The following is a 15,639-nucleotide window of genomic DNA, read 5'->3' as shown; positions in this document are numbered from 1 at the left end:
GAACCGTGATCAAATGACTGAATTTACTATCAACGATTTGGTCGGAACCTCTTACACGGTAATTGCCAACTTGATTTTAGATCACTATGCCGAACTTGGTATGAACGATCATCAGTTGGCAATTTTTCTACAAATCGTTAAATATAGCCAGCGGGATGAGAAGTTTCCTAGTCCGGATCAACTGGCCTTAGTTGTCAAAAAGCCGGTGGGGGAGGTTTACCAAGTTCTATCTCAACTGACGCAACAACATTTCATCAGTGTGACGACTGATACGTATCAAGAGCAGCACCGCGATCAGTATAGCGTGGCGCCATTCTTTCAACGAGTCGCCCAATTACGTGATCAGCAACAAGCGGTCCAAACATTTCAAGCGGAACAAGCCGAGATCAGCAAACTCTACAAAGAATTTCAAGTGGAATTTGGTCGCACCTTATCCCCATTCGAAATGGAAACCATCGACAACTGGCTTAATCGCGACCGTTACAGTGTGGATCTGATCCGCTTGGCCTTGCGTGAGGCCGTGCTTAGCGACGCGCGGTCACTTCGCTACATCGATCGGATTCTATTGGATTGGCAAAAGCGGCACATTACCAACGCTACCGACCTCCAGAAGTATAAAGCTAAATTCAATTAGCTTCAGCCAGTTTTGGCGGTCGTTCTTTAGTGTCGACAAAGGGGTCCATTGACTTAGCAAGCTTGTTGGCCCTGCGGCGGTGGTAATGGGGGACTTCGCCATCGTTGTGCCGGCATCAAGATGAAAGGGATGGGAAAATGTTATCAAAAGACGAGACTCGTCTGGCCATTGAACGGATCATTGCTTTATATCCCAACGCCGTGCCCAGCTTAGACGCGCGCACGCCGTTTCAGAAAGTGGTTTCGGTTTTACTCAGCGCTCAGGCCACGGATGTCTCGGTGAATAAGGCGACTCCGGCTTTGTTTGCGCGTTTTCCGGACGCCGCTGCCTTAGCCGCGGCCACCCCGGCGGAAGTCGAACCTTACATCAAAACGATCGGACTCTATCACAATAAAGCCAAATATTTAGTCGCGTTGGGTCGCAAACTCCTAAGTGACTTTGGCGGCCAAGTGCCCCAAACGCGGGCCGAACTGGTGACCCTGCCAGGCGTGGGCCGTAAATCCGCCAATGTTGTTTTAGGCGATGCCTTTGGGATTCCCGCGTTTGCGGTGGATACCCACGTGACTCGCGTCAGCAAGCGGTTGGCCATCGCCGCGGAAACCGACAGTGTGCGCCAAGTCGAGACCCGGATCACCAGCGCCTTGCCTGAATCGGAGTGGATCCATGGCCACCACGCAATGATTTACTTTGGTCGGGAAATCTGTCACGCCCAAAAGCCTGCCTGCCAAACCTGTCCGCTGTTCGATATTTGCGCGTTTGGCCAAAGCTATCTGGCTAACTTGGGCTGAATTTGGCCCCGCGACACTCCAGGCAAAAGCTAACGGCGTCCTTCAGCGAGCGATAAGGGAAAATAAGGATCATTGGCCGAATCAAATAAAGGGTCCGGACCGAGAAATTCAACGAATTTCTTGGTCCGGGCCTTTTTAATTTGGCTCTGATAATCAGAAGGTCACGGGCCTAGGCGCATTGGTGGTCACGTCATCAGCTGGCGGTGCTTGCCTGGCGCTGCCCAATCATCGGTGGTGGAAAAAATAATTTTCATTTTATGAGAGCTTTTTTGAAATATTAAAAATACATTTATTTGGATAATCAAATCCGTGTTTCAGCCAAGGATAGCAGAACTAGTACTGAGAGGTGCTGGTGTCAAAAAACGATATTCCTGTTTTAACCGCGTTGGTTCACTGATTCCAACAAACAATCCTAACTTATTTGGATAGTTCTCGTTCGTATCTTGAGCATCAATCTAACGGAAATAATATTCATACCGAGATATTATTCAACGTAAATTCGCTGCCAGATAAAAGAATCATTAAAAGAGGTTGACTTCATTCTAATTTTATTTTATTATCTTATCAATCACTTGTGAAATAAAGTTCGGAACTGGCGCTCGATTGGGAGCGGGCGTTCAAACAAATCAGCATTGACGCGGCCGTGAACGCGGTCAATTCCGGATCAGAATTTGTTCAGTTTGGTGATGATCAACGCGTTTCAACGGGGAAGGGCATCCCCGACCGGATAATTGAAGGGGCGCGACCAGTTCAAGTTTTGACAATGATGGAGAAGAGGAGGAAACCAAGCGGGCCAAGAATGGGTCTGATTTGGCAATCAATGAAATGAAAAAAATAAAGACGGGGCCAACAATTGATGTGTTCGGAGAATTTAGCGCTAAGGTTGCCAATTCCCCTGACGAAATCATGATCTTAACGGCATCCCAACAAATAAACTATCGGCAGATGTGCCAGGAGGTTGTCACCCTGGCCGCCAGCCTTCAACGTCAGGTCGCCGGTGAAAAGGCGCGGATCCTGCTGTACTTGCCCCATTCATACAAAATCATTGTCAGTGTTTTGGCGGTGTTGAAGCTGGGTTATAGCTATGTACCCGTGCGTCATGGTGCCACAGCGGCGGATATCGCTAAAATCGCCGCGGCCTGTCAGACGAAGTTCGTCATTACCGCTGAGGAAGACGATCCTCGTTTGGCCGGATTGGCCCAGATCGTTCTTGATCAGTCGCCGATGATGCTGGTACCCGCAGACGCCGCTGATCATCACCTCTATCAACCGGATGAAGAGTTGTACGTCTTGTTCACCTCAGGCAGTACCGGCGTGCCCAAAGGATGTGCCGTCAGCGCAGGCAATGTTAGTTATATTTTGCATAATTTAAAAACAATTGCCCAATATGAACCCGACGATGTGGTTTGCTTTAGCACGCCTTATACCTTTGATGTGGCGGTCAGTGAGATCTACGCTTTTACCCTCGATCCGAAAATATTGGTCTATGATAGTTCGGAGTATGCCGAGTTCAAGCGTTTCCCCGACGTGGCTTACGCCAACCACGTCACCCATATGGCGGTTTCGCCCTCTAGCTTACTCAATATGATCAAGGTTTATCGTGAGGAGCAGTTGCGGCGGCTTTTCGCCCACATGAAATGCATGATGGTGGCCGGTGAAGCTTTCAAGCCGGAACTAGCCAAGGCCTGGAACCGCAACGACTGGGATTTCAGGTTGATCAACTTATACGGTCCCACCGAGGCGACCGTTTACGCCACGGCTTACGAGTTGGTCAAGGGCAACGATTATGGCACCAATATTCCGATTGGTCAACCATTGGCAGGTTGCCATTATCAAATCGAACATCCGAACGCGAGTGGCGTCGGCGAATTGGTTTTATCCGGCCAAGGAATTGCCCACGGCTATCTGAACAACCAAGCTGAAAATAAAAAAAGATTCCGTGATGTTGCTGGCGTCAGATCATTTCGGACAGGTGACCTGGTCAGCCAGGAAAATAGCCAGATCATCTTCCATGGGCGTAACGATCAGCAGGTCCAAATCAATGGGATCCGAGTGGAATTGGGCGAAATTGAATCCCGGATTTCCGAGGACCAGGAGATCACTGACGCGGTGGTTTTCAGTGATGGCGCCACGATTTCCGCGGTCGTCACCGCTGCCAATCAAGCTTTAGATGTGCCGGCATTGCAGAAACGTCTGATCAGTCGGATGCCCCGCTACATGATCCCCAGTGACATTCGCGTGCTGGCGCAACTTCCTTTGAACGCCAGTAATAAAGTTGATCGCAAACAACTGAAGCAGCTATTCCAACCAGCCGCGGCCACTAACGCCGCAACACCAGCGGCCACGGATCAGAGCACCGAAATTTTGGTCGGCTTGATGCAACGGGTACTTGCTAGTAAGACTAAGCAACAGTTTGACGCCCAGACCGATTTCTTCCGTGCCGGCGCGGATTCGCTGGATACGATCGGCTTATTGACCGAAATTGAAACGACCTTTGGCGTAGCGATCAGCGTCGACCAGGTGTATCAGTTGCGCACCGCGGAGAAACTGATCAGGCAAATTCAGCGCGAATCCAATTCGACGGCACCCAACGCTGGGACCGAACTCGCGCGCGGGGTCACGTCAAACAATGATCAAGCCATCGCAAGTCTCAGCAAGCAGGTAGGCGCCTTCTTATTCGCGCCGAACGAGCTGGTTAAGCAGGCCACTTATGAGGCGCTTTACTTACAGCGGTTTTATTACGATAAATTTGCCAAGAACACCTTGCCGTTTGTTTTTAAAGCCAATGACAATGCCAGTGTCGCCGCGATCGAACAGGCGATTCGCCAGTTGATGCAGGAGAACACACTGCTTTACGCGAAAATTGTCAAGCGGCACGGCAAATTACTTTTCGAAGATTACGCGGTGCCCGCCGATTTGAAGATCCCGGTGATCAGAGTCCAAGGGGACGCGCCGCGATTCAATGACTTCGTGATCGCGAACTATGAAGATGAGCTGTTTTATGCCCGCTACCATCAAGGTTTCTTGGCTGTCTGGATGATTCTGGTCTATGACACCCATACCGATGTGGTGGGGTTGTTCGATCATACCGTGGCCGACGCGCCAAGCTTGACGGCGATCCGTGATCGGCTTAGTTTGCTTCTCAGCCCCGGCGACCACCCCTTAGTTGCGGTGCCACCTTATCAAGATTATTGCGCATTGATCCGGCAGAACAATACCGATCCCGACGCCACCTTGAACAATTGGTACATGCAAGCGTTAAAGAACTGCGCGGTGGCTCATCATGAAGCGGTGTTGGCCGATCTAGGTGGCATCGACAGTTGCCTCGTCGAAAAAGATTTCACCTTTGTGGATAGCGTGGATGCGACGATTCAGACCGCCTATCTGGTCGGCCAGCGGCTTTTACCTCTGCTTGACCAAAGTGCGGTGGCCGTGCGCACCATTATGAATATTCGCAACCTCCCGGGATTCACCTTTAACAAAACCGTGGGTGATCTGCATGTTAGTATGTCATTTCCCTACTATCAGACAGATACTTACGCGGCGTTTAAAGCCAGAGCACAGCGCGTCCTGAACTTGTTTGCCACTGAGAATTTCCGGCATTCTTCGATTTTAGAGGATGATGCCTTTCAGAATGACCCAGACCGCAATCAAATCAAGGCCATCGTCAGCGCCGCGGATCTGGTGGTGGTGAACTTCTTAGGTCGCGTGACGCATCAGGAGCTTGAAGCATTCAGGCGGGATGTGGTGACGATTCAGAAACGATTGAACGCCAGTGATCCGCGGGTGTATGTGACTGCGGTGGAAAATAAGGGCATGTTAGCGATTTTCAATAACAGAGGCTTACAGTGATAATGAAAATTTTGGTAGTAAGAATAACGAAGCGTGGTGATTGACGACCAACATCAAGTCAACGGGGCAACTCCGCCGGCGGATCAAGCCAGGGCAATCGTGGCGTTCGGTCCAGACTTGATCATTGGCGTGCCTTGATCCGCGAATCGAAGTGAATGGATCTGATCAGGGATGAATAAGAATAAAAGATATTTATTTTCAAGTCGAAGTATTTCCAAGATCGGGGACGTGCTGTTCGATTATGGCAACGTCACTTGGATGGCGGGACTTAGCGCCGGTATGGCCGCAAAGTACGTGGCCTTATACCAATCGGTCCAATCAGTCGTCTCGATCATCTTTAATTTATTCGGCGGGGCGGTGGCCGATAAAGCGAATCGGAAAAAGTTGATCGTCGTGGCCAACGTCTTGAGCGGATGCGCCTGTATCATCATCTCGTTGTTCAATCAAACCGCCACCATGGCTTTAGGCATGATCGTGGTTAATTCATTCTTGGCGCTCATTGGCGCTTTCTCCAGTCCGGCGTATAAATCGATCATTCCTCTAGTTATGAAAAAGGATGATATCCTAAATTTCAACGCCAATATGGAAACGGCGATCCAAATCATCAATGTTAGTGTGCCCGTGCTGGCGTTACCCTTGGTAAAACTCGTTGGCGTTCGCGGCGCGTTGTTGATCGATGGGGTTTCATTTTTCATCAGCGCCTTACTCAACAGTTTCATTGTCGCCCGTGATCCAAACACGTCTCGGGTTGGCAAACGCCCTGGCATTCTTGTTAGTATTTTCGATGGGCTCAAATATGTGCTTCATGATGCGACTGTCCGACTACTGCTGATCGTTTCGGCGCTGATCAATTTGTTTTTGGCTGGCTATAATTATCTGTTGCCCTTTGGCGGAAATATCTTTATGGACAATAAAGCCTATGCCATGCTCCTCAGTTCGGGGGCGATCGGCTCGATCATTGGCGCGTTCATGTCCAATAAAATCAGGAAAAGAATCAGTGTCTTTTCGTTACTGAGCTGGTTGGCCGCCAGTGGTGTGTTTATTGTTTTGATGGCCCTGTCACCCAATCTTGTCGGCACGATCATCGCCAACGCGATTTTTGAAATCTGCTTGACGATCTATAACGTCCAGTTCTTTAGTATTTTACAAATGAGCGTGAATGATGAAATTCAAGGCCGGGTTTTTAGCGCCGTCTTTACGGTGGCGGTCTTGTTCATGCCGGTGGGCACTTGGATGTTCTCCGAGTTCGTTTCGATTCGGGCCAAATGGGGCTTCCTGTTTGCCGGCTTGGGCATTTGCGTCACGGCGCTCATCGGGATGAGTTACGAGAAAATCTGGCGAAAGAGCAGTCACTAAGCCACTTCTCATGGGCCACACCAACCGGCTGGCGCCGATGGGTTGAGGAGAACTAAAGTGTCTTATGAAATAGAAACACTTAAATAGAAATGCTAAAATAGAAACGCTAAAATAGAAATACCGAATCAGAAATCTTGGGATTTTTGATTCGGTATTTTTTTGTGACGGCAAAAACCTGCCAGATTGCGTACTTATCAAGGTGAGCACGTTTAAAAAAACAGCCGACCAGTCACTACGAAAGTGACTAGACTGCTGTTTAAGGTGAGACTGATTATTGCGTCGTGCTACTGCTGCCAGTTCCTGGCGATTCGGTGTCACCGCCATTGCCGCCACCTGTTGTTGGGGAACTGCTACTGGAGCTGGAATCGTTGCCGCCAGGTTCGGTCGGGGTGGTCGTGGTGCTACTGGACGAAGATTCACCGTTTCCAGGTTGCTCCTGATCGATTGCGCTACTACTCGTCGAACTTTCACTGGAACTGGAACTACTACTCTCTGAGGATGATTCATCCGTTTGATCATCGGTCGCGCTGTCAGGCTCAGAACCTTTGACATACAATTCGCCGCCTTGGCTGACGACACTACTAGGCATGGTCCAATCCGAGTTGCTGACTTTTTGGCTGAGGTAAACCATCATGTAGCGGTAAATCAACTGGGCAATCGTTTGATTGGCCACCCCGTGTTGATTGGCCTTGTCGTAGCCGGTCCAGACCGCGATCGAGTAATGCTTGGTATAACCAGCGAACCAAGAATCCTTGACCGTATTGTTCAAGGCCGCATTCTTGGCGATTTCTTTATCTGTATAGCCGGTGGTCCCGGTTTTGCCAGCTTGGTAAAGGCCGGAAATGGCGGTGCTGGTCGCGCTGCCATTGGTGATCACGTCCTTCAACACATCGGTGATCATGTACGCCGTGGAAGCCTTCATCGCCCGCGTGCCTTCGTTGCTGTCGGTGTAATCGTGTTCGATTTTGTCAGCGGTGGTGATTTTCTTGATGTACTGCGGTTTGTAATAGGTCCCACCATTGGCAAACGCGTTGTAAGCGGAAGCCACTTGCAGGGTGGAAATATTCGCCCCGATCCCGACGGATAAGCCAGCGCTACTAGGAATCTTGATTCCTAGATTGCTGACGAATTGGCTGGCCTTGGTCAAGCCGACTTCTTCCAGCGTCCGGACAGCAGGGATATTCCGGGAAACGGCCAGTGCCTGCCGCAAAGTCATCGTGCCTAGATACTTACGGTCCCAGTCCATCAAACTAATATTGGTGCCTGGGTAGGTATAAGGGGTATCCTCAACCTTTTGGGCGGTGGACCAGTCGAGATATTCAAAGGCCGGCGCGTAATCCAAAAGTGGTTTGATCGTTGAGCCGTTGCTGCGATCGGTTTGTGTCGCTCGGTTCAGCGCCATTTGCACATTGCCGACCTTACGATTACCGATCATCGCGATCACATTGCCGTTATTGGGATCGGTGATCGTGACCCCAGTTTGGAACAAATCATCTGGGAAGGCAATCTGTGTCCCATTGACCAATTGATAAAGATACTTTTGCGTTGGTAAATCCAAGTTGGTCACCACAGACAAATTGTCGCGGTAGGGGTCATAGCCCTTGCTCTTGATTGCCTTGATGACTTCCTGGATGTACGCGTCGGCGACCAGCGCATTGTCATTGGATCCGGCCGCCGCTGCTTTCGCCTGTAAACCAGTATCGATGGCGGTCGCCTTGGCGGTAGCTGCTTCACTGGCCGAGATCTTGCCATTGTCAGCCATCGCTTGAATGACCAGATCACGCCGGTTTTTCGCCGCTTCGGGGTGCACATAAGGATCGTAATTATTCGGGGAGTTGGGGATCCCGGCGATCAGTGCCGTCTGGGCAATAGTCAGTTTGTCCAGATCCTTGCCATAATAGTAGGTCGCCGCAGTTCCCATGCCATAGATCCCATTGGCCTCATAAACCGCGTTGATATAGTACTCCAGAATCTGCTCCTTGGAAAAGTGCCGTTCCACTTGCATTGCCAGCCAAGCTTCTTGGGCTTTACGCCGCAAGGTTTGATCAGACTTCTTGGTGGAGAAGTAAGTCAGTTTGACCAGCTGCTGAGTCAAGGTGCTCCCACCTTGGGGATCACTATTCGGGTGCGTCAAGTTATAAAAAGCCGAAGAAGCAATTCGAATCGGATCGATCCAAAACGGCTCATTGTAGAAACGGCGGTCCTCGATCGAGACGACCGCGTCCTTCAGTTGTTGCGGGATCGCGGTGCTCTTCACATTGGTCCGATTCTCGCTACCTAGCTTCGTCAGAACTGTTTTGGCATCGGCGGCATAGATGGTCAAACTTTGGCCGCTTTCCAATTTACTGGCGGATAATGCTGGTGCATCCTTCGCATAGTAGGCGAACAGCCCGACACCAAAAACGGTGCCCGCCACGATCAGCCAAAGGAACCATTTGATGATCCGCCGCCACAGTGGCTTTTTCTTCTTAATTGGCTTCTTCGAGCGTTTGTTCCGTGTTTGCGCAGCTTTCCGCGCCTCGCGAGTCATTGCTTTATTTTGTTGCGCCATAAAACGATCACCTATTTTTTCAAATTTGTCTTCTGGATCAATTGATCAACTGCCGTTAAGTAATCTAAGCTGGGTCGATAATGCAACCGTAATTCATAGCCCGTGGCCGCGATCTCGGTTAGACTGATCGACTTACGCCCAGTAGTTTGCGCTTGCTGCCAATGCTGGATCAACAGGGAAGCGGGCGTGACGAAATACCGATTCAAACTGGTGAATCGCATGATCGTGAAACAGATGCCACCTTGTTGCAAACAGCGTTGGAAATGGTCGACCTGATGTTGATGGAAATTCTTCAAGGGGAAAGATTGTTTATTGGTGGTTTCCTTGGCCTCAAAGTCCAGATAATAACCTTGGTAAACCCCGTTGTAGTCGGTCGTCGAGGCCTGACGGAAATAAGCCTCACGAATCACCGCTTGACTGCGTTGCGGATAGTCCACCTTAACGATCTGGATCGGCGTCGGCTTCTTATAGATCACCGCTTGTCCTTGCTGACGGTAGAAGTCGTTGCTTTCATTGATGGTTTCTTCCAAAGTCATGCCCCGGCCGCCAAAAATCACTTTTTGTGACCGCGGGCGCGGCTGTTTTGTGTTAGACTGAGATTCATCTGGTTGAAATTGATATGGTTGCCCATTTGGATAATTGATTATCATTGTCGACACTCCCAATGCCCACATTATACCAGATTGTCCCCCTGAACTTCATTAGAAAGGCTGTTTCCCCATGGCAAATCGATTGTGGTTGACTGGTTATCGTTCGTACGAACTCAATGTTTATCAAGATACGGACCCGAAATTGAAAGTTATTAAGTATTCGCTAAGAAATACCTTACAGCGCTATCTAGATGATGGTCTGGAGTGGGTGTTGACCGGCGCCCAATTAGGCACGGAGCAGTGGGCGGTTAGCACGGCGGTGGAGCTGAAAGCAACTTATCCCCAATTGCGGGTCGCGATCATGTTGCCGTTTAGTGCGTTTGGGCAACAGTGGAACGAGAAAAACCAAAACAAGCTGGCGCAGATCCTGGCCCAAGCTGATTTTGTTGGCTACACTTCTCAGGAGCCCTATCGCAATCCCAGCCAGCTACAAAATTATCAACACTTTATGGGGCAGCATACCGAACGAGCCTTGCTGTTGTACGATCCGGAACATCCGGGCAAGCCGCGTTATGACTACGAATACATTACTCAAACCTTGCAGCCTCAAGGGTATGAATTAGAACTGATCGATTTCTATCAGTTGCAAGATCAAGCCGACGAAATGAATCAACGGGAGTGAGTTTTGCAAGTAATCGGGAGAAATCGGGAGTTTTAGTTCTCATTTGCTTGATTTTTTGGTATACTGTTAAAGATGCGTGATCGATGATTAATGAGGTGCAAGAATTTATGGACAAACCAGAAGAGAATCGCGAATTCAAAATCAATCTTTCACCTGAAGACATTGTTAACAAGGACTTCAAGAAAAAGTATCGTGGTTACGACGATGCGGAGGTCGATCCCTTTTTGGATCAAGTCATTCAGGATTATGAGAGTTTTCGTAATCGAATCAAGACCTTAGAGCAGGAGAATACGCGCCTGGTCAAGCGGGTCGATGAGTTGTCGCGCCAACTTGATACCAACGGCGCGAGTACGCCGAGCTTCAATAGCGGTGTTTCCGCGGTGCAAAATACCACTAATTATGATATTTTGCGGCGGATCAGTAACTTGGAGCGTCATGTGTTTGGCGAGAAAGAAGCGGCGAAGATCGCAGGTAATCCTGCAACAACTCAGCCAACAACGCCGACACAACCGAGTAATAATTTCGGCGGTCCAAGCCAAATCGATCGGTTCTAAATAACACCGATCATCGCAACATCATCAATTCATGTGAATAATGGTAAGTTTCGAGTAATCGCGGTTTATTTCGGATAAACTGAGGAAAGTCCACGCTCGCACAAGCTGTGATGCTTGTAGTGTTCGCGCTTAGCCCAATAAGCTAAGGTGCCTGGTGACAGGTAACGGCAGGCAGCGACCTAAAGTATACGCCATGGTCAATGCCTTGAAAGTGCCACAGAGACGATGCGCCCCTGAAAATCGGCGCCTGGAACGGGTAAACCCCACGAGCGAGCAACCCAAATTTTGGTAGGGGAGTCCTACGGCGGAAATCGAACCTAAAGTAGGAGCGTCAGCAGATAGATGATTACTGAAGATCAGAATGGACCTAATTCTGGTTGGAACAAAACGTGGCTTATAGAAATTTACCAAGGTGGTTGGCGCAAACTCGTTTTGCGTCAATTTTTTTCAGAAAAAATCAAACTGTCCACTAAACGGCAGTTCCTTAAAACAGCAAATATTGGCGGCAAATACGCTTGTTGAGGATTAGTCTTTAACAATCCGGTTTGCCAGGAACATTAAGCAAGATTGGCATGATTAACATTTGTATTTGTGAGGAGGCAACAAATGACCTATCAGTTAATGGCCACCATGGCGGCCGGCTTCGAAGCAATCGTGGCGAAAGAATTACAAGCGTTGGGGTATCAGACCCAAACCGATAACGGCCGTGTTTATTTCCAGGGTGAGGCCGCGGACATCATCAAAACCAACTTATGGCTGCGCACCGCTGACCGAGTGATGATCATCGTGAAGACATTCAAGGCGATGGATTTCACCGAATTATTCGATCAAGTCAACGCGATTCCTTGGGAAACTTATTTGACGATGGACGCGCAATTCCCGGTCACTGGCCGCTCGGTAGCTTCGAAACTGCACAGCGTCCCCGACGTGCAAGCCATCACTAAAAAGGCGATCGTGCAACGGTTGCAGGATGCTTACCATCGCCGCTCCCGGTTACCAGAAACGGGCGCCCTCACCAAAATTGATATTCGCTTGCGGAAGAATCAAGCCGAGTTGTTGATCGATACTACCGGCGACAGCCTCTTCAAACGTGGGTACCGGATCGATCACGGTGGCGCGCCCTTGAAAGAGAATTTCGCCGCTGGTCTGATTGCCCTCACACCTTGGCGGGCCAATGATCCATTTCTTGATCCAATGACTGGCTCAGGCACGATTGCCATTGAAGCGGCCCTAAAAGCGCGAAATATCGCGCCTGGATTGAAGCGGCATTTCGCTTTTGAGCAGTTTGCGGCCATCACACCAGAAATGGTGGCGGCGGCGCGCGCGGCGGCCCAAGCCGAGATCAGAAACGATCTGACCTTGCAGATTTTTGCCAATGATATCGATGAAACCATGATCGCGTTGGCGAAAGTCAATGCCGCCCAAGCCGGCGTTCTCCACGACATCACCTTCAAGCAGGTCGCCGTGAAAGACTTCAAGACCGACCTGCGGAACGGCATCATCATCGCCAATCCACCATACGGGAAACGCTTGAACGACCAGAAAAAAGCCCGCGAGATCTATGCGGACATGGGCCAAGCTTTCCGTCCCTTGACGACTTGGAGCAAATACATTCTTACCAGCGATCTAGAATTCCAGAATTTCTACGGACAGCGCGCCACGAAACGGCGCAAGCTCTATAACGGTTATCTCCGAACCGACCTGTTCCAATATTGGGGCCGCCCAGATTACAAAAACAAGAGTGAGAGCCAACCTGGGTAGTGCTTGAGCATTAGCCTAGTCGCTGTTTTGGAAGCGTACTATGCTTCCGGAACAGTGACGTAGCTAAGCGGAAAGCACTGGGTTGGCGAACACGTTTCGAATCATGTCCGCGGCATAAGCTGCGCGAAGCGTTGGTGGTGGGCAGATGTGGTAGGGCTTCAGGTCGGGCTGGGGGTGGTGGAACGCTGCGGGCACGATTTTGAGCTTTTCGGAAACCCACCGAAAATCTCAAAACTCGGCCTTATTGTAGGCGATAAATCGCCAACAATAATATCGCGGCTGACTCACCCCCAGCCCGACCTTCCGCCAGCAAGCAAACAGCCCACCAACGCCAGAGTGCGGAACACAACGGGTTGACTTCGAGCATTAACCTAGTCAGGATTTTGGAGGCCGGTCTTCATCTCCAGAAGCCTGACGTAGTTAAGCGCAGAAGACAGTTTAGCGCACGCTCCAGCTGCTCAATGTCTTACTAATACGATTAAGTGGCGCCACGCCGAGTGATAGGTGATGTCCAATCAATGGAAGGTCACGCGATTGCCGACCCGAGGATTGAGGATGAATACATTTCAAAAAGACGAGCAGGATGGATGACTGCTCGTCTTTTTGTTGCTGTTTTCTCGGTAGGTTAACATTTGAGAAGCGCTTTAAATAAAGTGGTCGCGATGCAGCCGGTAGATCACCCAGCCGATCGGAATGATCGAGATCAAGATCGAGAAGAGCCAACCCCATTCTTTGTCGGCGAGGGGCAGGGTCATATTCATCCCGTAAAATCCAAAAATAATCGGCGGAATCATTAAGACAACGGAATAGATCGTCAATAGTTTCATCACTTGGTTCAAATTATTATTCAACAGGTTGTTGTAGGTGTTCGATAACTTGTCCACGATGTCACTGTTCAATTCCAGCATTTCTTGGGCTTGCCGCGCTTCGACCTCCACATCTTCCAGCTGAGATTGACTGATACTACTCAGCTGTAAATTGGCTGCTCGCCGCGCCGCCAAGCTTAGTTGGCTGATGGCGACTAAATTACCGTTGGCGCCAGTTAAATAGTAAGTCAGATCCGTACTTAAATTAGCCAGTTCAAAAATATGCTTCGAATTATTCCGCTGACGTTGCCGTAAATGAGTTTCAATTTGAGCGCGCACCTGGGTCAACCGCTGAATATGATCAAAATAGGTCGTCGTGATCTCAAACAATAACGAGAAAATCGAATCCCAAACGCCCTTAGTCTGATCACCCACATTCAGATCCGTGGTCATTGACAGCACGTATTTGGTCTGCTCCGTCACGAACACAAACAACAGATTATCCTTGATGATAAAGCTGACCGGATGGATCACGCGGCGATCTGCTTCGGTGGCGGCGACCGGCACATTATAAACAATCAACCAATTTTGCGTGAAAGAATTGAATTCGACGCGCGCCCGTTCCAGCGGGTCCGTCGCGTAACGCAAGAACTCCCCCGTCAAATGATAATTATCCATTAATTCCGTGCGATCTTGCGGCGTCATCGCGATCACCGAGATGATTTGATTATCCGCCTTGGTCTTTCGTCCTACCCGTAACATAACTTGCTCCTTCGCGATAATGATAATTACAGCCTAATGCAAAATCGGTCGAGAAACAAGTTTATTCGCAAACTTCTGCCAAAGTTGAGCAGGGGGCCAGCTACACCAGGCGTCAGAATAGCCAGCGCGCGCAATCGACCCCGTTAAACAAACGAATAAAAAAGGCAAGCCCACATTTTACGTGAGCTTGCCTGGCCAACCAAGACTTGTGCTTATTGCGCCAGCAAATCGATCAGCTGTTCTTGACTGATCCCGGTGAAATACTGACTAACATCGAGTTTCGCCAAGGCCGTAGTCAAATGACCGCGATCATAAATGATGCCGGTTAGATGATCCGCGAGTTCATGGACATCCTGAGGACCGAAGAAGTCCCCGAAGAAAGTGATGGCTTTGATGCGCCCATTTTCCACTAACATCCGAGCGTCGATCGTGCCATAATCGAAGTGTTTCCGTTTTTGAATACTGAATTGAGGATTCTTGCCGTAGACCCAGTTCCAGTTACGGTAAGTGTCTTGAGCAATCAAGTCGATGGCCGCTTGATCCTCAGCGGTAAGCCGATATTCCTTATCCGCGACTTCCGCCAAATCAGCCACCCCAAAGATTTCTTTGATCAGGCGGTCACGGAACTGTTCCGTGGTCAGCCCCTGAAATTCTGGGCGTAAGTAAGGCTTGATGTTGGTGACCCGCGAACGAATCGACTTAATGCCTTTAGAGGCGATTTTATCGGCGGGGACATTCAACGCCTTGGTCAAGACGTCCAGATCCACGTCAAAGGAGAGGGTGCCGTGACTGAAAGTCTTGCCGTTACGCGTATACATGGCATTGCCGGAGAACTTCTTCCCGTCAACGAGAATATCATTGCGCCCACTGACTTCAACGGAACTCGCGCCCATCTTCTGCAAAGCCGTCACGATCGGTTGGACGAAGGACTTGAAATCGCCAAACGTCTGATCCTTGGCGTCAACGACGAAACTGAAACAAAGATTGCCCAAATCCTGGTAGACCGCGCCGCCGCCGGATAAACGCCGGGTCACAGTGATACCGTGTTCTTCCACGTAAGTTTGGTTGATTTCCTCGAAAGTATTCTGATTGCGGCCCACAATGATACATGGCGCTTCAATATAGAATAACAATAAAGGCTCATCAAAAGATTTCTGATTCATCAGGTATTGCTCAGTCGCCAAGTTGTCGCGAATATCGCGCTTGGGCATGACCACATAGTACATAACGACCCCTCCAATGACCGCCGCGCCAGGCACGACAGTTTAAATTCTTGCACTTCCAGTCTAGCAAACTTCGCTAT

General features: G+C 49.7%; 11 protein-coding genes and 1 other RNA gene. 8 read left to right on the top strand and 4 right to left on the bottom strand.

Annotated elements, in window-relative coordinates:
- The first annotated feature begins 13 nt into the window (after window positions 1–13).
- The 4 genes from EKM94_RS00530 to EKM94_RS00515 all read left to right on the top strand — a co-directional run bounded on the left by EKM94_RS00530 (window position 14) and on the right by EKM94_RS00515 (window position 6,630).
- On the top strand, window positions 14–634 hold the full coding sequence (locus tag EKM94_RS00530) for a DnaD domain-containing protein (protein ID WP_125595875.1): 621 nt from the start codon (window positions 14–16) through the stop codon (window positions 632–634).
- A gap of 137 nt (window positions 635–771) precedes the next feature.
- Window positions 772–1,422, top strand: a complete 651-nt coding sequence (nth, locus tag EKM94_RS00525; RefSeq protein WP_125595872.1) for an endonuclease III — start codon at window positions 772–774, stop codon at window positions 1,420–1,422.
- 825 nt (window positions 1,423–2,247) lie between these two features.
- Complete coding sequence (locus EKM94_RS00520; RefSeq protein WP_125595869.1) at window positions 2,248–5,274, top strand: non-ribosomal peptide synthetase; 3,027 nt, start codon at window positions 2,248–2,250, stop codon at window positions 5,272–5,274.
- A gap of 171 nt (window positions 5,275–5,445) precedes the next feature.
- Window positions 5,446–6,630, top strand: coding sequence for an MFS transporter (locus EKM94_RS00515; RefSeq protein ID WP_125595866.1), 1,185 nt, complete (start codon window positions 5,446–5,448; stop codon window positions 6,628–6,630).
- Between the two features lie 271 nt (window positions 6,631–6,901).
- On the opposite strand, the gene EKM94_RS00510 is transcribed toward EKM94_RS00515, so the two are convergent.
- Together EKM94_RS00510 and recU are read right to left on the bottom strand one after the other, a co-directional pair.
- A complete protein-coding gene (locus EKM94_RS00510) occupies window positions 6,902–9,181 on the bottom strand; it encodes a transglycosylase domain-containing protein (RefSeq protein ID WP_125595863.1) in 2,280 nt (759 codons plus the stop codon).
- A gap of 11 nt (window positions 9,182–9,192) precedes the next feature.
- Window positions 9,193–9,831: a Holliday junction resolvase RecU gene (gene recU / locus EKM94_RS00505; RefSeq protein WP_125595859.1), complete on the bottom strand. Its 639-nt coding sequence runs from the start codon at window positions 9,829–9,831 to the stop codon at window positions 9,193–9,195.
- A 70-nt stretch (window positions 9,832–9,901) separates the two neighbouring features.
- Here recU and EKM94_RS00500 point away from each other — a divergent pair, with 70 nt between their 5' ends.
- The 4 genes from EKM94_RS00500 to EKM94_RS00485 all read left to right on the top strand — a co-directional run bounded on the left by EKM94_RS00500 (window position 9,902) and on the right by EKM94_RS00485 (window position 12,768).
- A complete protein-coding gene (locus tag EKM94_RS00500) occupies window positions 9,902–10,453 on the top strand; it encodes a DUF1273 domain-containing protein (RefSeq protein WP_125595856.1) in 552 nt (183 codons plus the stop codon).
- An 83-nt stretch (window positions 10,454–10,536) separates the two neighbouring features.
- A complete protein-coding gene (gene gpsB / locus EKM94_RS00495) occupies window positions 10,537–11,007 on the top strand; it encodes a cell division regulator GpsB (RefSeq protein WP_318531093.1) in 471 nt (156 codons plus the stop codon).
- Window positions 11,008–11,053: 46 nt separating this feature from the next.
- Window positions 11,054–11,409: RNase P RNA component class B (gene rnpB / locus EKM94_RS00490), an RNA gene on the top strand.
- A gap of 204 nt (window positions 11,410–11,613) precedes the next feature.
- A complete protein-coding gene (locus EKM94_RS00485; protein WP_125595853.1) occupies window positions 11,614–12,768 on the top strand; it encodes a THUMP domain-containing class I SAM-dependent RNA methyltransferase in 1,155 nt (384 codons plus the stop codon).
- Between the two features lie 644 nt (window positions 12,769–13,412).
- Here the strand turns inward: EKM94_RS00485 and EKM94_RS00480 are convergent.
- Both EKM94_RS00480 and EKM94_RS00475 read right to left on the bottom strand, forming a co-directional pair.
- On the bottom strand, window positions 13,413–14,336 hold the full coding sequence (locus EKM94_RS00480; RefSeq protein WP_125595850.1) for a magnesium transporter CorA family protein: 924 nt from the start codon (window positions 14,334–14,336) through the stop codon (window positions 13,413–13,415).
- A gap of 212 nt (window positions 14,337–14,548) precedes the next feature.
- A complete protein-coding gene (locus EKM94_RS00475) occupies window positions 14,549–15,562 on the bottom strand; it encodes a lipoate--protein ligase (protein WP_125595847.1) in 1,014 nt (337 codons plus the stop codon).
- Between the last annotated feature and the right edge of the window lie 77 nt (window positions 15,563–15,639).

Source organism: Lapidilactobacillus achengensis (genome assembly GCF_003946655.1).
Taxonomy (GTDB): Bacteria; Bacillota; Bacilli; order Lactobacillales; family Lactobacillaceae; genus Lapidilactobacillus; species Lapidilactobacillus achengensis.
This window is presented reverse-complemented; position numbering and strand designations above follow the sequence as displayed.